The sequence below is a fragment of the Streptomyces sp. AK08-02 genome, from assembly GCF_033795085.1.
GTDB classification, from domain to species: Bacteria; Actinomycetota; Actinomycetes; order Streptomycetales; family Streptomycetaceae; genus Streptomyces; species Streptomyces echiniscabiei.
Map to the genome: position 1 here is coordinate 265,716 of NZ_JARAZV010000014.1, position 19,551 is coordinate 285,266.

15 protein-coding genes are annotated in these 19,551 nt (G+C 71.0%); 9 read left to right on the forward strand and 6 right to left on the reverse strand.

Annotated features, from left to right (window positions below):
• Window positions 1-16 precede the first annotated feature (16 nt).
• The 6 genes from PV734_RS29145 to PV734_RS29170 all read left to right on the forward strand — a co-directional run bounded on the left by PV734_RS29145 (window position 17) and on the right by PV734_RS29170 (window position 5,873).
• A complete protein-coding gene (locus PV734_RS29145) occupies window positions 17-1,582 on the forward strand; it encodes a potassium/proton antiporter (RefSeq protein WP_319097883.1) in 1,566 nt (521 codons plus the stop codon).
• 234 nt (window positions 1,583-1,816) lie between these two features.
• Window positions 1,817-3,097 (forward strand): MFS transporter, encoded by a 1,281-nt coding sequence (locus PV734_RS29150; RefSeq protein WP_319097881.1) that lies wholly within the window; start codon window positions 1,817-1,819, stop codon window positions 3,095-3,097.
• 69 nt (window positions 3,098-3,166) lie between these two features.
• A complete protein-coding gene (locus tag PV734_RS29155; protein WP_319097880.1) occupies window positions 3,167-3,514 on the forward strand; it encodes an FmdB family zinc ribbon protein in 348 nt (115 codons plus the stop codon).
• Window positions 3,515-3,617: 103 nt separating this feature from the next.
• A complete protein-coding gene (locus PV734_RS29160; RefSeq protein ID WP_319292661.1) occupies window positions 3,618-4,469 on the forward strand; it encodes an S-methyl-5'-thioadenosine phosphorylase in 852 nt (283 codons plus the stop codon).
• 156 nt (window positions 4,470-4,625) lie between these two features.
• Window positions 4,626-5,255, forward strand: a complete 630-nt coding sequence (locus PV734_RS29165; RefSeq protein ID WP_319292663.1) for an RcpC/CpaB family pilus assembly protein — start codon at window positions 4,626-4,628, stop codon at window positions 5,253-5,255.
• Between the two features lie 147 nt (window positions 5,256-5,402).
• Entirely contained in the window at window positions 5,403-5,873 is a 471-nt protein-coding gene (locus tag PV734_RS29170) for an MscL family protein (RefSeq protein ID WP_319097875.1), read from the forward strand.
• 22 nt (window positions 5,874-5,895) lie between these two features.
• On the opposite strand, the gene PV734_RS29175 is transcribed toward PV734_RS29170, so the two are convergent.
• Window positions 5,896-6,078: a hypothetical protein gene (locus PV734_RS29175; protein ID WP_319292665.1), complete on the reverse strand. Its 183-nt coding sequence runs from the start codon at window positions 6,076-6,078 to the stop codon at window positions 5,896-5,898.
• Window positions 6,079-6,203: 125 nt separating this feature from the next.
• Between PV734_RS29175 and PV734_RS29180 the strand changes: the two genes are divergently transcribed.
• From PV734_RS29180 to PV734_RS29190, 3 genes are all read left to right on the forward strand, one after another.
• Complete coding sequence (locus tag PV734_RS29180; protein ID WP_319292667.1) at window positions 6,204-7,457, forward strand: low temperature requirement protein A; 1,254 nt, start codon at window positions 6,204-6,206, stop codon at window positions 7,455-7,457.
• A 39-nt stretch (window positions 7,458-7,496) separates the two neighbouring features.
• A complete protein-coding gene (locus PV734_RS29185) occupies window positions 7,497-8,528 on the forward strand; it encodes a P1 family peptidase (RefSeq protein ID WP_319097872.1) in 1,032 nt (343 codons plus the stop codon).
• A 236-nt stretch (window positions 8,529-8,764) separates the two neighbouring features.
• Window positions 8,765-11,815: an AAA family ATPase gene (locus tag PV734_RS29190; protein WP_319097871.1), complete on the forward strand. Its 3,051-nt coding sequence runs from the start codon at window positions 8,765-8,767 to the stop codon at window positions 11,813-11,815.
• Between the two features lie 681 nt (window positions 11,816-12,496).
• Here the strand turns inward: PV734_RS29190 and PV734_RS29195 are convergent.
• From PV734_RS29195 to PV734_RS29215, 5 genes are all read right to left on the reverse strand, one after another.
• Entirely contained in the window at window positions 12,497-16,024 is a 3,528-nt protein-coding gene (locus tag PV734_RS29195) for a BTAD domain-containing putative transcriptional regulator (RefSeq protein ID WP_319292669.1), read from the reverse strand.
• A 363-nt stretch (window positions 16,025-16,387) separates the two neighbouring features.
• Window positions 16,388-17,071: a hypothetical protein gene (locus PV734_RS29200; RefSeq protein WP_319097869.1), complete on the reverse strand. Its 684-nt coding sequence runs from the start codon at window positions 17,069-17,071 to the stop codon at window positions 16,388-16,390.
• A 96-nt stretch (window positions 17,072-17,167) separates the two neighbouring features.
• Entirely contained in the window at window positions 17,168-18,142 is a 975-nt protein-coding gene (locus PV734_RS29205) for a sporulation-delaying protein SdpB family protein (protein WP_319292671.1), read from the reverse strand.
• Window positions 18,136-18,627 carry an SdpA family antimicrobial peptide system protein gene (locus PV734_RS29210; protein WP_159056333.1) on the reverse strand — a complete coding sequence of 164 codons (492 nt, stop codon included), beginning with the start codon at window positions 18,625-18,627 and terminating at the stop codon, window positions 18,136-18,138. The genes PV734_RS29205 and PV734_RS29210 overlap by 7 nt, the downstream gene beginning before the upstream one ends.
• Window positions 18,628-18,735: 108 nt before the next feature.
• Window positions 18,736-19,377, reverse strand: coding sequence for a hypothetical protein (locus PV734_RS29215; RefSeq protein WP_319097866.1), 642 nt, complete (start codon window positions 19,375-19,377; stop codon window positions 18,736-18,738).
• Window positions 19,378-19,551 lie beyond the last annotated feature (174 nt).

A 19,551-nucleotide genomic window follows, 5' to 3' on the forward strand; every position in this document is an offset into this window, starting at 1 on the left:
GCGGTGACCTCACCTCGTGTCCGATGTACGTGACCCGCGCGCGTGCCGTGCGCGGGCCAGGGAAGGGAACGGCCCGCTGACTGTCCACGACCTCAACCAGCTCCTGCTCGTCTGCTCGCTCGTCCTCCTCATCGCTGTGGCAGCGGTCCGGATCTCCTCGCGCAGCGGGCTCCCCAGCCTGCTCGTGTACCTGGGGATCGGCATCGCCATGGGCCAGGACGGCATCGGCGACATCCACTTCGACAACGCCGAACTCACCCAGGTCATCGGGTACGCGGCCCTGGTCGTGATCCTGGCCGAGGGCGGTCTCGGCACGAAGTGGAAGGAGATCAAGCCGGCCCTCCCAGCCGCCTCGGCGCTGGCACTGGCGGGCGTCGCGGTGAGCGTCGGGGTCACGGCGTCGGCCGCGCACTATCTGATCGGGCTGGAGTGGCGGCAGGCGTTCATCATCGGCGCGGTGGTGTCCTCGACGGACGCGGCGGCGGTCTTCTCCGTCCTGCGGAAAATCCCCCTCCCCGCGCGCGTGACGGGCACCCTGGAGGCCGAGTCGGGCTTCAACGACGCACCGGTGGTCATCCTGGTCGTCTCCCTGTCCACGGCGGGCCCGGTCGAGCACTGGTACAAGCTGCTCGCCGTGATCGTCATGGAACTGGCCATCGGCGCGGCCATCGGCATCACGGTCGGCTGGCTCGGCTCCTGGGGCCTGCGGCACGTGGCCCTGCCCGCGTCCGGCCTCTACCCCATCGCCGTGATGGCGATCGCGGTCACCGCCTACGCCGCCGGCGCCATGGCTCACGGCAGCGGCTTCCTCGCGGTCTACCTGGCCGCCATGGTCCTCGGCAACGCCAAGCTGCCGCACTGGCCGGCCACCCGCGGCTTCGCCGACGGACTCGGCTGGATCGCCCAGATCGGCATGTTCGTCCTGCTCGGCCTGCAGGTGACCCCGCACGAGATGGGCGACGACATCTGGCCCGCGCTCGTCATAGGACTTGCCCTGACCATGGTGGCGCGCCCGCTGAGCGTGATCGTCAGCCTGACGCCGTTCCGCGTGCCGTGGCAGGAGCAGACCCTGATGTCCTGGGCCGGGCTGCGCGGAGCCGTGCCCATCATCCTGGCGACGATCCCCATGGTGAGCGGCATCGAGGACAGCCGCCGCATCTTCAACATCGTCTTCGTCCTGGTCGTCGTCTACACCCTCGTCCAGGGCCCGACGCTCCCCTGGCTGGCCCGCAAGCTGCGCCTCGGCAAGGGCGACGAGGCGACCGACCTCGGCATCGAGTCCGCCCCCCTGGAGCGCCTGCACGGGCATCTGCTGTCCGTCGCGATACCCGATGGCTCCAAGATGCACGGCGTCGAGGTGGGCGAGCTGAGGCTGCCGCCGGGCGCCGGGGTCACCCTGGTCGTCCGCGATGAAAAATCGTTCGTTCCGCTGCCGACGACCATCCTGCACCGCGGCGACGAACTCCTCGTGGTGACCACCGACCCTGTCCGCGACGCCACGGAACGCCGGCTGCGGGCCGTGGGACAGGGCGGCAAGCTGGCGCAGTGGCTGGGGACCGGCGGGAACGGAGCAGAGGCGTGACGCATCTCGCCTCTTCCTTTCACAGGTCCTGAGGTCCACTTGCCCTGTACAGTGAAGGCGCACCCTGATCGAACCAACTCTGCCTGAAGCAGAGCTGGCGCGACCGTATGGCGGCCGGGACATCCTCGTACAGGGGCGTCGGCATCTACCGCAGTCCGCGCAAGAGGACAGCTCTCGGCGCCGCCCGCCATGAAAAGAGGGGCCGCGCCACCAGGCGGCAGAAAGGCATGGGCCGTGGCATCCACGGTCACCTACGGACAGCTGCTCCGCACCCCCGGCGCCTGGACGTTCCTGCTCCCCGGTTTCGCCGCGCGACAGCCGTTCGCGATGCTCACCATCTCCATCGTCCTGCTCGTCCAGCACACCACCGGCTCGTACGGGACCGCCGGTGCCGTGGCCGCCGTCACCGGCGTCTCCATGGCCCTGTGCGCGCCCTACGGGGGCCGTCTGGCCGACCGCCACGGCCAGCGCGCGGTCCTCGTCCCCGGCGTCGTCCTGCACACCCTGTCCGGCCTCACCCTGACGGCGCTGGCGCTGACCGGTGCCCCCCTGTGGACGCTGTTCGCCGCCGCCGCGCTGACCGGCGCCACCACGCCCCAGATCGGCCCCATGGTCCGCGCCCGCTGGGCGGCGAAGCTCCAGGACTCGCCCCTCATGCCGACGGCGGCGGCCTTCGAGTCCGTCACCGACGAGCTGACCTTCGTCTTCGGCCCGCTGCTCGCCACCGCCCTGTGCACCGCCGTCGACCCGGCCGCCGGCCTGTTCACCGAGGCCGCGCTGACCCTCCTCGGCGGCCTCCTGTTCGCGGCGCAGAGGAGCACCCAGCCGCTGGTGGCGGCCACCGGCGGCGCGCTCAGCGGGCCGCACGCGCGCGGGGAACGCGTTTCGGCTCTGGGCATCCCCGGGGTTCGCGTCCTGATCGTCGCCTTCCTGGGCGTCGGGGCCGTCTTCGGCGGGATGCAGGTCTCGCTCGCCGCGTTCAGCGAGTCCACCGGCAACCCCGGCCTGAACGGCGTCCTGTACGGGGTCTTCGCCGCCGGCAACATGCTCTCCGGCCTCGTCTGCGGAGCCGTCGCCTGGCGCATGGCCCCGCAGCGGCGCCTGGTCGCCGGGTACGCGGCCCTCGCGGTCACCGCCTCCGGCCTGTGGACGGCCCAGTCCGCGCTGACGCTGGCCGGGCTGGGCCTGCTGGTCGGCATGTGCGTCGCGCCCGCGCTGATCACCGGCTACACCCTGGTCGACGGTCTGGTCCCGGCGGGCGCCCGTACCGAGGCGTTCACCTGGCTGACCGGCGCGGTCGCCCTCGGCCAGGCGGCGGCCGTCACCGTCGCCGGCCAGCTGGAGGACCACCTCTGGGACGGCGCCGGGTTCCTGGTCCCCATGGGCGGCACCCTGCTGGCCCTCGCGACCCTCGTGTCCCTGCGTTCACGGCTCACGCCGGAGCCGGCCAACCGCCCGGCGAGCCGGACTCTCGCACGTGGCGTCGGTCACCGCGTGCCGGTGACAGTGGACTGATCCCCTGGAATACGTCACACTGGACCGTCGTTAGCACTCATCGAGTGAGAGTGCCAGGAGGAAGACAAAGTGCCGACCTACCAGTACCAGTGCACCGCGTGTGGCGAGGGCCTTGAAGCGGTGCAGAAGTTCACCGACGACGCCCTGACCGAGTGCCCCGCCTGCAATGGCCGCCTGAAGAAGGTGTTCTCCGCGGTCGGCATCGTCTTCAAGGGCTCCGGCTTCTACCGCAACGACAGCCGTGGCTCGTCGTCGAGCAGCGCGCCCGCGTCGAAGCCGTCGACGGCGTCTTCTTCGACGTCGTCCTCCTCGGACTCGTCGTCGAGTTCTTCGAGCTCCTCGTCGTCGGGCTCGTCCTCGTCGTCCAGCTCCTCGTCGGGCTCCAGCAGCTCGTCGAGCACCAGCTCGGCCGCGTAGCACCGCCTCTCGACCCTCGGGACCCTGTCGTCGTTCGACGACGGGGTCTTCGGCGTTTCCACGTGCTCACGGGGTGGTTCCCGTGCCGGGCTAGGGTGCGAGCATGGTGAATCAGGTGAATCCCGCGGGTGCCGAGATCGGCGTGATCGGTGGCTCCGGCTTCTACTCCTTCCTCGACGACGTGACGGAGATACAGGTCGACACGCCGTACGGCTCCCCCAGCGACTCCCTGTTCCTCGGCGAACTCGCCGGCCGCCGGGCCGCCTTCCTGCCCCGGCACGGACGCGGTCACCATCTGCCGCCGCACCGCATCAACTACCGTGCCAACCTCTGGGCGTTGCGTTCGGTCGGCGTACGCCAGGTCCTCGCCCCGTGTGCGGTGGGCGGGCTGCGGCCCGAGTACGGCCCGGGCACACTGCTCGTACCGGACCAGCTGGTCGACCGTACGAAGTCCCGGGCGGGGACGTTCTTCGACGGCCTGCCGCTGCCCGGCGGTGCCGTCCCGAACGTGGTGCACGTGTCCCTCGCCGACCCCTACTGCCCCGTCGGCCGCGAGATCGCCCTGGAGGCGGCGCGCGGTCGCGCCTGGGAGCCGGTGGACGGCGGCACGCTGGCCGTGATCGAGGGACCGCGGTTCTCGACCCGAGCGGAATCCCTCTGGTACCGGGCGCAGGGCTGGTCGGTGGTGGGCATGACGGGCCACCCCGAGGCGGCGCTGGCCCGTGAACTGGAGCTCTGCTACACGACGTTGGCCCTTGTCACCGACCTCGACGCGGGCGCGGAGACCGGCGAGGGCGTCTCGCACGAGGAGGTGCTCCAGGTGTTCGCGCAGAACGTGGACCGGATGCGGGGCGTGCTGTCCGACGCGGTGGCCGCGCTGCCGGCGGGCGAGACGCGGGACTGCCTGTGCACAAAGGCGCTCGGTGGGATGGATCCCGGGTTCGAACTGCCCTGACGGCGGGACGGAACACGCGGGGCGCGGGGCCAAACCTCTCGTTCGGGTGAGCGAGTTGTCCACAACCGACGAGTAGTACACAGGCCTCGGCACGGTTCGCCGAGAAGCCTCATCGTGGGAGCGCAAGCAGATCCCTCGTCACAGGTGGTGGTCCCCATGTCCTCCGTACGCTCCGTGTCCTACGTACGCTCCGCGTCTTCCGTGCGTTCCGCGTCCTTCGCTCTCCCTGCTCCCGCCGCGCATCCCGTACGTCCGGTGCGTTCCGTCCCCCTCGTACCCGCGCCCTGCGAGGTGCCGCACTTCGCCCCCGTGCGGGTGCGCGGCGGGCGGTATCAACTGCGGCGCCTGGTACGGCATCAGAGGCGGGCGCTCGCCCTCGGCCTCGCCGTGACAGCGGCGGCGATCGTCGCGGCGGGCCCACGCGAGGCGACGGGGCCGCCGCCCGACGTCGGCCGGGTCCGGGGTCACCCCGTGGCGGATCCCGTACGGGCACGTCCGGCGGTGGAGATGGTGACAGCGCCGGTACGGATCGCCGACGCGGCCACGGTCCGGTTGCTGCGGCCCGGTGACCGGGTCGATGTCATCGCGGCGGAGGAGTCTCCGACGGGCACCGCCGCCAGGGTGGTCGCGCGCCGGGCACGGGTGACGCAGGTGCCGCTGGCACCGACGTCGCAGGACAGCGTGGCCGAAGGCGGGGCGCTGGTCGTGCTCTCGGTGCCGCACTCCACGGCGTCCCGGCTGGCCGGCGCGGGTGCGACAGCGCGGTTGGCGGTGACCCTGTGGTGAGCCGACGCGTGATCTCCTCGAACCGTTCGCCGTCAAGTCCCTCGTTGGGGTTACCCAATTGGACAGCACTGCCGGGCGTTGACGTAGGTTGCGGAGCTGTTTGTTCCACCATTCGCGTGTACGACGTGTACGAGGAGAGGCCCCGCGTTGAGCGAGAAGAAGCAACCGAGTGTCTGGGAGGGCTTCAAGACCTTCCTGACGCGCGGCAACGTCGTCGATCTGGCGGTCGCGGTGGTCATCGGTACCGCGTTCACCAATGTCGTCAACTCGGTGGTCAAGGGCGTCATCAACCCCATGGTGGGAGCGTTCGGGACCAAGAACCTCGACAACTACAGTTCCTGCATCAAGGACCCGTGCACCGGCACCGGCGACACCGCGACCGGCATCCGGATCATGTGGGGCTCGGTCCTGGGCTCCACGCTCACCTTCCTGATCACCGCGGCCGTCGTCTACTTCCTGATGGTCCTGCCGATGTCGAAGTACCTGGCCCGGGCGGCCGCGCGCCAGAAGGCGAAGGAGGGAGCGCAGGAGGTCATCGAGGTGAGCGAGCTGGAGGTCCTCAAGGAGATCCGCGACGCCCTGGTGGCCCAGCGGGGCACCGGACACAACGAGCGGTAGGGGACCGTCCGGTTCGGCGCGGTCAGAAGTGGTGGGGCGGCTTCTCGTCGAGGAAGCGCCTCAGGTCGGCCGCGCTGTCGCCGCCGTCGCCGGGGCGCTCGCCCCAACCCCGGTCCGTGTCGTCCGACGACTGCTGGTCCAGCGGGTCGTCGAAGATCAGCGCGGGCTTCGGCTCGCGCGGTCCGGGGGCGGTGGGGCTGCTCATGACTCCAGGGTACGTCCCGTCTGCCGGGGCCTGTCCGGGCCGTGGGGCGCCCGCCGGATCACGATCACGCTCCGGCGCCGCCCTTCGGCCTGCGCCCTGGGTGTCCGTCTGCTGTGCTGGGGCGTATGACGTCCAGTTCCTCGCCCGTGTCCGACGCACCCGACGCCTCGGCCGGTGGCAGCCTCGACGCGCCGCTGCGCAGACTGACGGCGCGCGGACGCGACGAGTCGCACCGGGTCGCCTCACCGCTGGAGCTCTTCTTCGACCTCTGCTTCGTGGTGGCCGTCGCCCAGGCGGGCGTCCAGTTGGTGCACGCCGTCGCGGAGGGGCACGCGGGCGAGGGCATCCTCAACTACGCGATGGTCTTCTTCGCCATCTGGTGGGCCTGGATGAACTTCTCCTGGTTCGCCTCGGCCTACGACAACGACGACGTGCTGTACCGGGTCGTGACCCTCGTCCAGATCGCCGGCGTCCTGGTCCTCGCGGCCGGGGTCTCGCGGGCCTTCGAGGACCACGACTTCGTGCTCGTCTGGCTCGGCTATCTGATCATGCGGCTGGCGATGGCCGCCCAGTGGCTGCGGGCCGCCCGCGCGGCCGACGGCGCCGAGCGCGCGACGGCGACGCGCTACGCCGGTGGCGTGCTCCTGTGCATGGTCGGCTGGCTGGGGCTGGTGGTCCTGCCGGAGTCGGGTCGCCCCTGGGTGTTCCTGGTGATGGCGCTCGTCGAACTGGCGGTCCCCCTCTACGCGGAGAGGCGCTTCTCGACACCCTGGCACCCGCACCACATCTCCGAGCGGTACGGGCTGTTCACCATCATCGTGCTGGGCGAGGCGATCGCGGCGGCGACGGTGGCCGTGAAGTCGGGCGTGCAGGAGAACGACGCGCTGGCCGATCTGCTGCCGATCGCGGCGGGCGGGCTGCTCATCGTGTTCTCCGCCTGGTGGATCTACTTCGCGGTCCCGATCCACGGACGGCTGCGTACCAGCGGGCAGGCGTTCCTGTGGGGGTACGGCCACTATCTGATCTTCGCGTCGGCCGCGGCGATCGGCGCGGGGCTGGAGGTGGCGGTCGAGCAGGCGGTCGGCAAGGCGCACCTCTCCACGACGGCCGCATCCGCTGCCGTGACCCTGCCGACGGCGCTCTACCTCGTCACGGTCTGGGCTCTGCACTCGCGCTATTTCAAGGTGGGCATCGCCGAACAATTGGTCCTGCCGTGCGCGGCGTTGCTGGTGATCGTGTGCACGTTCCTGGGCGACTGGGCGGTGCTCGCGGCGGGACTCGTGTCGGCGCTCACGGTGGCGACCGGGGTGACACTGACCGCCCGGACGGCTGCCGGGGAGCGCCGGGCCGGAGACGCGGAAGCGGCGAAGGAAGGCTGAGGAGGCGGAAGAAGGCGGCGCTGCACAACACTGGGCGGCATGACAGTTGACGCTCTGACAGATGTCCTCGGGCTGCGGGTGGGCCATGCGACCCGTATCGGCGACGGGTGGCTGACCGGGACGACGGTCGTGCTCGCACCGGAGGGTGGAGCCGTGGCCGCCGTGGACGTACGGGGTGGCGGACCCGGCACCAAGGAGACCGACGCCCTGGATCCGCGCAACGTCGTGCGAACCGTAGAGGCGGTGGTACTGACGGGCGGCAGCGCGTACGGGCTGGACTCGGCGTCGGGGGTGATGGCGTGGCTGGAGGAGCGGGGTCGCGGGGTGCGGGTCGGCCCCGGTCCCGGGCACGTCGTGCCGGTGGTGCCCGCCGCCTGCGTCTTCGACCTGGGCCGGGGAGGCGACTTCCGGGCCCGGCCGGACGCGGCCACCGGTCGGGCAGCCGTCGAGGCGGCCGCCGCGAGCGAACCCGGCGCGCCCGTCGGGGAGGGGTGCGTGGGCGCCGGTACGGGGGCGGTGGTCGGGCACCTCAAGGGCGGGGTCGGCACCAGCAGCACCGTCCTGCCGTCGGGGATCACGGTGGCGGCGCTGGTGGTGGCCAACGCGGCGGGGTTCTCGGTGGATCCGGAAACGGGGGTGCTGTACGGGGAGTTGTTCGAGGGGCGGCGGGTCGGGTATCCGGCGGCCGGTGTGCACGAGGCGGCGCGGCGGCGGTTGGCCGAGGTCGCCGCGCAGGCTCCTCTTCCGCCGCTGAACACCACGCTGGCGGTGGTCGCGACCGACGCGGCGCTGTCGAAGGCGCAGGCGCAGAAGGTGGCCGGCACGGCGCACGACGGCATCGCGCGGGCCGTACGGCCGGTGCATCTGCTCACCGACGGGGACACGGTGTTCACGTTGGCGACGGGGGCGCGTCCGTTGGCCGAGGACAACCCGCTCGCGCTGAACGAGATCCTGGAGGCGGGTGCGGACCTGGTGACCCGGGCGATCGTCCGGGCGGTGCGGGCGGCGGAGTCGGTTGCGGGGCCGGGCGGGGCGTGGCCGTCGTACGGGGAATTGTACGGGGAGCGGTAACTCCAAGCCGTTTCTTCTCGGTTGGGGTGTGATTGTCGCGGTCCTGGCCGCAACCGCAGACTCGCCACACCGCCGAACTGAAAGCCGACGCACCGCAAAGGCACCCCGCTAGCATCCGATCAACAGTGGGGGGTCGGAGTCTTCGCCAGGATGCTTCGGGCAGGACTCGAACGGATCGTCCTCTTAGGCCGGGGCGGTGTGTTTAAGGGGTGGGCGAGTTGGCGACGTTCGGCGCGATGCTGTTGGTTTTACGCCAGGCCGCGGAGCTGACGCAGGAGGAGCTTGCCGAGGCCGCCGGGTTGGCGGCCCGGTCCATCCGGGATCTGGAGCGGGGTCGGCGGGCGCGTCCGCAGCGCCGCACGGTGCAGATGCTGGTGTCGGCGCTGGGGCTGAGTGACGCCGAGGCCGCCGCGTTGCTCGCGGCGGGCCGCTCCGGCCCCGGCCAGCGAATGAGTCCTCCTGTCGACGACGGTGCGGTGGGGTCCGGCTTGCTCGATCGTCAGGGCCAGCTGGTGACGCTGGAGCGTGCGGCGGGCGAAGCCCGGGCGGGCCGGGGCGGCGTGGTGCTGGTCCGGGCGGGCGCGGGGATGGGGAAGACGGCGCTGCTGGACACGTGGATGGCCGGCCTGGATCCACGGGAGATCCGGGTGGCGTCCGCGAGCGGGGCGGAGCTGGAGCAGGGCTTCGCCTTCGCGGTGCTGCGGCAGCTGGTCGAGCCTTTGCTGGCCCGAGCCGGTGACGCGGGGCGGGCGCGGCTGTTGTCGGGTCCGGCTCAGTCGGCGTCGCACGCTCTGCGTGTGGAGGGGACCGGTGAGTTGTCGCCCGAGGCGTCGCTGGGCCTTCTGCACAGCCTGTACTGGCTGATGGTGCATGTCGCCGATGAGGGGCCCGTCGCCTTGGTGGTCGACGACGTGCACTGGGCGGATGTCCCGTCGGTGCGGTGGCTGGAGTACCTGGCGCGGCGTCTGCGGGGTCTGCCCTTGCTGCTGGTGCTGGCGGGGCGGCCGGACGGTGGGGCCGGGGTCGAGCCGCTGCTGGACCAGATCGTCAGACAGCCGCACTGTCGGCTGGTCGGCCTGCCCGGGCTGGACATCGACAGCGTGACCCACCTGGTGCGGGCGAACCTGGGGCCCGGTGAACCGCGGTTCGTCGCCGCATGCACCTCGGCGGCCGAGGGCAACCCGTTGTTGCTGCACGAGTTGCTGCGGACCCTGGCCGACAACCAGGTCAGGGCCACCGACGATCAGGCCCATCTGGTGGAGGATTTCCGGGGTCGGATCCTGGCCGGCACCGTGGTCAAGCGGCTGGCCGAGGAACCGGAGCCGGTCCTCCGGCTGGCGCGGGCCCTGGTGGTGCTGAGGGACGAGGCTGCCTGGAAGGTCGCGGCCGAGCTGGCGGGGATGGGCGAGTCGACGGCACGGGAACTTGGCCGCCGGCTGCGGCGGATCGGTGTGCTGGCGTCCGACGAGCCGGCGCGGTTCGGTCATGCCCTGGTCCGCGCCGCTGTAGCCGAAGCGGTCCTGGGGCCGGTGGAACTGGCCGCCGGTCACGCGCGGGCAGCCGAACTGCTGCGGCGCGACGGCGCGGCCGATGACTTGGTGGCGGCCCACCTGCTGTCGGCCGAACCGGGCGGTGAGGCCTGGTGGGTGGACACCTTGAGACAGGCGGCGCGGGCGACTCGTGGCCGAGGGGCTCCGGAGGTCACCGCCGCTTACCTGCGCCGGGCTCTGCGCGAGCCGGTGTCTGTTGAAGAGCGTGGTCCTCTGCTGCTGGAGCTGGGCAAGGACGAGATACAGGTCGATGTCGGGGCGGCCAGGCATTGTCTGACGCAGGCCTCGACGGCGCTGACCGACCCGTACGCCCTGGCGGACGCGGCCTCCGCGCTCGGCAGCGCGCTGTTCCTCGACCATGAGCACGAGCGTGCCGTCGACGTCCTCGCCCGTGCGGTGGAGGACCTGCGGCATACCGACGACGGTACCGGCCTTGCTCGTGAGGTGTCGTGGTTCCTGCAGGCGCAGATGCTGTTGATCGGTTATGACCATATGTCCACCATCTCCGTCGCCCGGCAGCACGCGCGACGGCTGTGGGACCACAAGCTGGCCGGTGACACCCCTGGTGAGTGCATGGTCCTGGCCGCGCTGTCCGCCCCGGCCACCACCGGAGAGGCCAGCGCCCAGGTCGCCAACGACCTCCTCGACCGGGCCCTGCGAGGCGGCCTGGCCGCAGTGGACACAACCCAGATGCTCGTGACCCTCGCCGGATTGGCCTTTGTGGCCACCGACCGTCTCGACGACGCGGCAGCGCGATTCGACCGCCTCGCCGACACGGGCGGCCGATGGGGCTCATTCCTGCTGGTCTCGTCCGCGATGACCTGGCAGTTGCTCATCCAGGCCCGCCGTGGTCGACAGCTCCGGCTCACCGCTGACTTCGGACATCCCGCCACCACGGCCGACCGTGGCTTGGAGCCTCGGGTCAGGCTGTCGTTGATGACCCAGGTGGGCGAATCACTGATCGAGCAGTGCGACCTGACCTCGGCGACGGCAGCGCTCACCGCGGACGCCGACTTCGACCGGGTGGGCTGGACCTGGCAGGGCCCGGCGTTGCTCGTACGCAGTCGCCTGCTCGCGGCGCGGGGCAATCCGGCCGCGGCCCTCGCCGTCCTGCACGAGTACGGCGCGGAAGAGAACCGCGCACGGGTCACGAACCTGGCCGGGGCGCCCTGGCGGTCGCGGGCGGCCCTGCTGCACCTCACGCTCGGGCAGCGGACAGACGCGCTCCAGCTGGCCACCGAGGAACTGGAGCTGGCCCACCAGTGGGGCACCGAACGAGCGATCGGGGTGGCCTCACGCTGCCTGGGCGTCATCCACAGCGGCCGCAAGGGACAGGCCCTCCTGCGCGAGGCCGTGGCCCTGCTGAAGCGGTCCCCCGCCCGCCTGGAACTGGCTCGCGCCCACTACGAGTTGGGAACCGCCCTCCTGCGCGACGGCGAGGCCGACGAGGCCCGCCAGGCCCTCACCCAGGCGCTCCACCTCGCGGAGACCTGCGGCAGCATCCTGCTGGCCGCCCAGGTGCGCGCAGCGCTCGCCGCGGCAGGAGTACGCCCGAAGCCGGCACCACCGGCGGCCCCGAGCCTCTCCCCGACCGAACACCGGCTGGTCGAGCTGCTCCGCGCGGGTCACAGTGACCGTCAGATCGCCCAGGCCCTGCTCCTGACCCCGCTCGACGTGATCGGACTGATCGAGCAAGCAGGCCGAAAACTGGGGGCGGCCAACAGGTCGGAGCTATGAGCGTGGGGCGGTAACGGGCAATTGGCCGGTCGGTCGCGATCGGGGTGATTGATCGCGGTCGCCCGGTCGGGCGGCGGGGACCGGGATCCCGATCTGCCGGGCCGGTCACCCGGTCAGTGCGGTGAGCCCTGCGGTTCCGGCAGGTCATGATCTGGCCGAAGACGGGTTCGACGATGGCCTTGCGGCAGCTGTAGGCCGCCTTGCCGGGCTTGGTCCGCGGTTTGCGGGCCATCTGCTCCTTGAGGGTGGCGTTCTTGGGGCTGAGCGCGACCTTGCCAGTTGCCCCTCTTCCCCAAGGCCCCGCAGTACTGCACCGGCGCTGGGTCCGCCGTCGCTCCTGGTTTGTTCCGGTAGATCTTCCGGTAGTCCGTCCCGTTCTTCTTCCTGGTGCCTCTGTCGGCATCGATGTTTTGCTGTACGCGGTCGAGCAGCCGCCCTCCTGATCGAATGCGGGAAGGTGCCGCGCAGGGCCCGGAAGCGGGTGATCCGGTGGGCGCGCACAAAGAATGTCGGCGTTCCCCGGAGGGACGTTCTCCCCGTGAACCTGCTCCACGTCGTTGGTCCGGTCGAAACCCTTGGAGGTCCCATGTTGCCATGGCGCTCCTGACCGCTGACGGAGTCTTGGGGATGTCCGGGCGGCGGCTCTCGCCGGCGCCCACGGTGACGCGGCCCTTCGCTCAGTCAATCCTGATGAGATGTCATGCCCAGGGCGCGGAAGATGTCCTGGGCCTCCTTCCGATACGGGGCCGGGTCCTCCTCGCCGGTCGTGGCGAGGGCGCGGCCAAGGATGTCGAGGCTCTCGGCCAGGGCCCTGCGCCAGCCGGTGCCGCGGTGCACCGCGAGGGCCTCGTGGGCGCGGGCGGCAGCGGTGGCCGCTTCGCCGTGCAGCAGTTCGGCACGGGCCAGGGCGGTGAGGGCCTCGCCCTGCACCATCAGGTGATCCGTGCCCCGGGCGATGTCCAGCGCCCGGGAGATCTGCTCCCGGTCGGGCGGGTCGGTCATGGCGGCCAGGCCGAGCAGGGCACGTGCCCGCAGTTCGTCCGCGCCGCGTTCCTCGGCCAGCTTGAGCGCTTCCCGGTAGACGACATCCGCCTCGCCGGGGCCGCCGAGGGTGAGCAGGACGCTGCCGAGGGCGATGCGGGCGTCCGCGCGGTAGTACTCCTCGCCGTCCTGGTCGAAGAGACGGGTGGCGGTCGTCGCCATGTCCACGGCGGTGGTGAGGTCACCGGCGTCGCGGTGGACGGAGGACTGGAATCGCAGCACGTACGCCTCGCTGCCCTGTTCGCCGCTCTCCCGGACCATCGTCAGGGCGGTCGTCAGGTGGTGCGCCGCCCGCGCGGGATCCCCGAGGAGGTACAGGGTGCGTCCCAGGTTGGCGTGGGTCAGTATCCGGTTGTGCAGGGAGTCGAGGTTGCGCGGAGCACGCTCGGCCTGCCGCAGACGGTCCAGTGACTCGGTCAGGCGGCCCAGGTCGCGCAGCGTGATCCCGAGCGTGAGCAGGACGACCGGGTGGCCGTCCGGCATACCGTTGCGCCGGTCGATCTCCGTGGCCCGTTCCAGGTACTCCGCGCCGCGTGTCAGCCGGCCGACGAGCCAGTTCACACTGGCGAGGTTGGTGAGCGCCACAGCCGTACCCTCCAGCCAGCCTCCTGCCTCGGCGAGGGCGAGCGTCTGCTCGAAGTGAGGGATCGCCGCATAGGGGAGGCTCTGGTGGAGGTCCGCGGCGCCGAGGAGGTTGTGCATGGCGGCCTGGGCCACGGGCTCGTCGGCGGCACGGGCGGCGTCCAGGGCGGCCCGGCCGAGGGCCGCCCAGTCCATGGCGTTCTTACGGGTCCAGGAGTGGCCGACGAGGGTGTAGGCGAGCTGCCAGGAGGCGGGGTGGCACTCGGCGGCTGCCTGCTGGACGGCCGCGGCGAGGTTGGGCAGTTCGTCGTCCAGCCAGCGGATCGCCGCGGCGGCGTCGGGGATGCGAGGCGGGGGCACGGCGTTGCCGCGGCCGCCGTCGCCGTCACCGTCGCCGTGAGCGCTGCCGTCCGGGCCGCTGATGCCGGTGGGGGGCAGGGGGGCCTGGCCGGGGTACAGCAGTTGGGCGCAGTGGCCCGTGGCGTTCAGCAGCCAGGTGTACAGGGCGTCGGAGGCCGCGTGGCGGTCCTCGGCGGTCTCCTCCAGGCGCAGCCGCTCGGCCGCGTACAGCGCGACCAGGTCGTGGCGGCGGTACCGGCCGGCCCGGTCTTCCCGCAGCAGATGGGCGGCAGTGAGCCGTTCCAGTAGTGGGGCGGCCTCTTCGGGGGCGAGGCCCGCGGCGACCGCGGCGGCGTCGAGACCGGTCTCCGGGCCGGGCACCAGGGCCAGCAGACGGAACATCCGCCGGGCCGGGGCATCGAGGGCGTGGTACGAGAGGTCGAAGGCACCGCGTACGGCGGTGGTCTCGTCGCCGGTGACGGACAGGGCGGTCAGCCGGTCGCCGTCGCGCAGTTCGGCGGCCTGTTCCTCCAGTGTGCGCCAGGGGGTGTGGTCGAGGTTGGCGGCGGCGATCCGCAGCGCCAGGGGAAGGTGCCCGCAGGCGTGGGCCAGTTCGGCCGCCGCCCTCGGGTCGGCGTCGACGCGCGCCGCGCCGAGGGTGCGATGCAGCAGGAGCCGGGATTCGGCGGGGCTGAGCACGTCCACCCCGATCCGCCGGGCGCCGTCGCGGGCGGCGAGTCCGGCCAGCCGGTCGCGGCTGGTGACCAGCACCAGACAGCCGGGCCCTCCGGGCAGCAGCGGCCGGACCTGCTCCGCGTCCGCCGCGTTGTCCAGGACGACCAGCATCCGCCGCTCGGCGGCCAGTGTCCGGTACAGGTCGGCGGCGGTCTCCGGCGTCCCCGGAATGGCTTCCGCGGCCACCCCCAACGCCAGCAGGAACCGGGTCAGCGCCTCCACGGGGCGCACCGGGCCCTCCGGTGAGTGACCACGCAGGTCCACGAAGAGCTGGCCGTCCGGGAAGCGGTCACGCACCCGGTGCGCCCAGTGCACCGCCAGGGCGGTCTTGCCCGCTCCCCCGGCACCGGTCAGGGCACAGACCCCGGTCCCACCGGCGGGTCCCTTCCCGGCGGGGAGCAGCGCGTCCAGCAGGGCCAGGTGATCGTCGCGTCCGGTGAAGAACGCGGAGTCGTAGGGCAGCAGGGCGGGGGCGACCGGCGGGGCGGCGGGGGCCGGTGTCGCGGTCGGCCGGGAGGTGGCGGCGCGCGGTACGTCCATATGCAGGACCCGCAGATGGGCGTCGGTCACCTCCGGACCCGGGCGGACGCCGAGCTGGTCGTCCAGACGGTCCCGTAACGCCGTGTACAGGCTCAGGGCGGCGGCCTGCTCACCGGAGGCGGCGAGCGCCAGCATCAGCCGGGCGTGGAGCCCCTCGTGCAGCGGCTCCAGGTCGGCGGTCCGGCGCAGTTCGTGGACGGCGTTCTCCTGTGTGCCCGCGGCGAGTGCGCTGTCCGCGTACGCCTGGACCAGGGACAGGCGCAGCCGGGTCAGGCCTACGGCGGAGGGGTGCTCACGCAGCCCCGGCGGCATGCCCTGGAGCACGGGGCCGCGCCACAACCGCAGCGCCTCCTCGGCCTGCGCGTACGCCTCGGCCCGGTCGGTGGGCTCGCCCCCGTCGTCGGTGAGGGAGGGCAGGGCGCGCGAGGCCAGGCCGGTGAACCGCGCCGCGTCCGAGTCCTGTTCGTCCAGGTCCATCACGTAGCCGGTCCGGGTCCGGCGCAGTACGCCGCCGGGCGGGTCCTCGGGGTGTGTCGCCGGGGTGAGCAGCCGGCGCAGCCGGGCCACGTAGGTGTGGACCATGTTCGCGGAGCTGACCGGGGGTCGGCCGTCCCACAGGGTGTCGACGATCTCGTCCTGCGACACGGCGGTGCCGGGGTGCAGACCGAGCAGGGCCAGCAGAGCGCTCTGTTTCGCCGAGCCGGGCTCGGCGGGCCGGCCCGCCACCTGGAACAGGAGGGGACCGAGGACGTCGAGCCGGAGCTGCCGTTCGTCGACGGGTTCCGGCGCGCTGTCCGGTCCCAGTACCGCCATGAGCCTGAGCACCGACGGGCTGTGCGGTGACCGCGCCCGGCCCCGCTCGATCTCGCGGATGGTGCGGGTGCTGACCCCGGCGAGTTCGGCGAGCTGCGGCTGACTCAGGCCCAGCTGCGCCCGACGGCCACGGAGCCAGGGCCCCAACTGCTCAGGCATGCGCCCCTGCTTCTCCCCGCATCCCCGCCGCCCGGCACCGGCGGCGGCCTTACCAGGCGGAACCTCCCGCCACAGGAAGAAGACAGTACGGGCGCGACCGTCGCATGGAGAGATCCTTCTCCGCCAACCACTGGCCAAAAAGTCTCCGGCAGAATTGAGCTGACGTCACTTCAATTTCCTTTATATGCAGGCACTTTGCGCAGAGAATGCAGCACTGCCCCCGCCCGGAGCCGCCCGGCGGGGGCAGTGCACGAGACGAGCTCTGCCCCATCCGGACAGTTGGGCGGACGAAGCCCCCCTCTGCCCGGAACGAGGGCGGCAAGGCGGCTCCGCCGCACACGACGGAGCCGCCCTTCCGAGGATCTACTTGCCGGCCAGCAGCTTGGTCACGATCGCTACGGCCTTCTCGGTCGTCAGACCGCTCTCGCCTTCTTCGGAGTCCGCCCTGAACAGCAGCTTCGTCACGGCAATGGCCAGATTCGCCACAACGGCCACGTTCACGACCGCGACCTTGTTGGTCGTCACGAAACTGATCGTGCCCGCGCCCACGCCGGCGTCGGTGCTCTTGCCGGTCCCGAACAACGCACCGGAGCCGGTGCCCGTTTCAGTGACTTCCTTGCGAAGAGTCGCGGCCATGGTGTCCAGCCGCTCCAGCCCGTCACGAACCCGGTACGGGTCACCCGAGGTGACATCCGCGCGGAACTCCTCGGCGAACCCCGACTCCTTCAGCGTGGCCAGCGCCAGAAAGACCTCCACCTCCCTGGGGGTCGCACCGACGACCTTCCCGGCCACCAGCGCCAGATCCGGATACTGCTCGGCCACCACCCCCTTGCCCATGAACCCCAGGATGATCTCCGCCGTCGTGTACCCCGCACACTGCTCATCCACGTTCTTCGACTGCACCGACGCCCCCGACACACCCGCCGTACCCGTCGACGCCACCACGCCCACAGCCACCGCGAGCGCCACCGCGCGCGCCCCCACAACCAGACGACCTCGGCTCTTACGCATGATGAGTTCCCATTTCTTGTCGAATTCGGTTTCCACACGGCATGGAGCGCCCCCGCCCAGCGACGACCGACCGGGGGCGATGCACGTAAGGGGGCGATGCCCCAAGGGATGTTCGGGCCGCCGAAGCGTCCCTCAGCCGGGAACGAGAGTCGTGTCCCGCAGCGATGTGTCGGCCGCAACGTCGTCACGGGCCGCGCGCCGCGCTCGTAGCGCCGCGAACCGGGGAAGGGCGATGTTCGTGGTCGGGACCCGGTAGGCGATGACCAGGGCGCCGAACATGATGAACGCGAAGCTGAAGAGGCCCATGAAGAGCGCTATCCCCGCGTGGAGAGCGATCCCCAGCCAGAGCGTCCTGCGGCGCACCTCGGCCTTCCAGAAGAGCGAGAACGCCAGGGAGAGTTCCATGACGAGGACTCCCCAGGTGAGGGCGGCGACCGTGTACGGGTTCTCCAACAGGGGCTGCATCACGGGCTGCCAGAACGGCAGGAGACCGAAGGACGGATCGTTGAGCCAGTAGGCGAGCGCGGTACCGTCGGCCCACTCCGCCACGCCGAACTTCGCCACGGAGGACTGGAAATAGATGCCGGCCACCTGGATCCGGATGGCCCAGTGAGTGACGTGGCAGAAGGCGGCCGCGGAACCGCCGAGTTGCTTCGAGCCGCCCTCGGTGCTCCAGTGCCACCTTCTGTCGTCCACCAGCCCGAAGGGAACAATGGCCAGCGTGAGAATCAGACCCACCATGTCTCCGCCCTCGGGAAGACTGAGCGAGGAGGCGATGCTGAACGCGACCCACCAGTGCGGTATCACCCAGAACCTCGGCCGCCAACCGATCATCACGGGGATCAGAACGGCTGCCAGCAGATAGCGGCGCGCGTCCGGACTCAGCGCGTCCCCGCCGACGCAGAATCCCGAGATCGCGGACAGCCCGTCGCAGTACGGGGCGTCCTTCATGCCGATGACGGGATGGAACAGGGCCGCGGCCGGGGTGAGGAACAGTGTGGCGAACATGCCCACGGCCATCAGCGTGCGCATCAGACCGTACACATTGGTGCGCGGGTCGAACCGTTCGGCGGCTTCCGGCACCGCCGGGATCCTGAGTCTCAGCACTGGATGTTCACCTCCGCGGCCTTCGTGACCCGGTGCTGGCCTTCTGTCAGCTTCCGCCAGGCCCATGGAATCGGTTCCTCAAGGGTGAGCACGGTCTTCCCGCACAGCGTCGGGATCGGAGAATCGTTGCGGATCTTCGGAGCCTTTCCGAAATCGCCGACGCCGCAGTCGGAGACCGTGTTCCCCTTACATTTCTTCCAGGCCCGCCCCGGTGTGGCATACATCAGGGTTGCCAGCTCCGGGCCCTGGGCCCGCGCTCTTCTGCTGGCCCCGAACGCGTTGGACGGACTGGCGTTGGGTCCGATGAGCAAGCTCCGTGGCTGCCCGTCGGACGAAATCCTGTAAGCACCGTTCGACGGGCTCCGGGGGCTCTTCGTGAAGAACGACCAGCCCTGGGGCCACACCTTGCTGACGTACTGACGCGATTCGACGACTCCCGGCGAAGTGACCGCCGAACTCGGCAGGGCCACCAGCAGCGACGTCACACCGACCGTTCCCCACAGAACGGCTCCGCCGAAGAAAGCTATGCGAGACATGTCTCTTCACCCCCAAGGCGGCTCCGTCGCACGCAGCGGAGCCGCCCTTTCGAAGACCTACTTGCCGGCCAGCAGTTTGGTCACGATCGATACGGCCTTCTCGGTCGTCAGACCGCTCTTGCCAACCTCGAAGTCCGCATTGAAGGAGATCAAGATCACGGTTGAACGGTCGCCCTTGCCCGAGTCCACGGGCCCGTCGGTGTCTTTCTTGTCCGCATTGAAGTTGATCAAGACCACGGTTGAATCGTCGCCGTTGCCCGAGTCCACGGGCCCCTCGAGGCCGTCCTTGTGGACGGCCACGCCCATGGCGTCCAGCCGCTCCAGCGCGTCACGGACTCGGAACGGGTCACCCGAGGTGACATCGGCGCGGAACTTCTCGGCGAACCCCGCCTTCCGCAGCGAGGCCAGCGCCAGAAAGACCTCCACATCCCTGGGGGTCGCACCGACAACCTTCCCCTGCACCAGCGCCAGGTCCGGATACTGCTTGGCCACGACACCCTGACCCATGAACCCCAGGATGATCTCCGCCGCTGAGTATCCCGAGCACTTCTGCTCCGCCTTGGCCAGCTGCTCCACGCTCGTCGGCTGCGCCGACGCCCACGACGTACTCGCGATACCCGTCGCCGCCGCCACACCCACAGCCACCGTGAGCGCCACCGCTCGCGCCCCCACGACCCGACGTCCCTGGCTCTTGCGCATGATTCCTCGTCTCTTCCTGCATCGGCTTCCACATGACACGGAGTCCGCATCCACCGGCTGCGGTGTCTCCGCTCCTCGACTCTAGAAAAACGGGACGACAGGAAGCTGGATCGGCCCTGAACCCACCAACACCCCCACTGACCTGCAAAAACACGCCCGGTAGTCCACACACAG

What these genes read in the sequence shown, in the direction of transcription:
- PV734_RS29160 (WP_319292661.1), top strand. Translation starts at nt 3,618, where the DNA reads ATGGTGAATCAGGTGAATCCCGCGGGTGCCGAGATCGGCGTGATCGGT.
- PV734_RS29165 (WP_319292663.1), top strand. Translation starts at nt 4,626, where the DNA reads ATGTCCTCCGTACGCTCCGTGTCCTACGTACGCTCCGCGTCTTCCGTG.
- PV734_RS29175 (WP_319292665.1), bottom strand. Translation starts at nt 6,078, where the DNA reads ATGAGCAGCCCCACCGCCCCCGGACCGCGCGAGCCGAAGCCCGCGCTG.
- PV734_RS29180 (WP_319292667.1), top strand. Translation starts at nt 6,204, where the DNA reads ATGACGTCCAGTTCCTCGCCCGTGTCCGACGCACCCGACGCCTCGGCC.
- PV734_RS29185 (WP_319097872.1), top strand. Translation starts at nt 7,497, where the DNA reads ATGACAGTTGACGCTCTGACAGATGTCCTCGGGCTGCGGGTGGGCCAT.
- PV734_RS29190 (WP_319097871.1), top strand. Translation starts at nt 8,765, where the DNA reads ATGCTGTTGGTTTTACGCCAGGCCGCGGAGCTGACGCAGGAGGAGCTT.
- PV734_RS29195 (WP_319292669.1), bottom strand. Translation starts at nt 16,024, where the DNA reads ATGCCTGAGCAGTTGGGGCCCTGGCTCCGTGGCCGTCGGGCGCAGCTG.
- PV734_RS29215 (WP_319097866.1), bottom strand. Translation starts at nt 19,377, where the DNA reads ATGCGCAAGAGCCAGGGACGTCGGGTCGTGGGGGCGCGAGCGGTGGCG.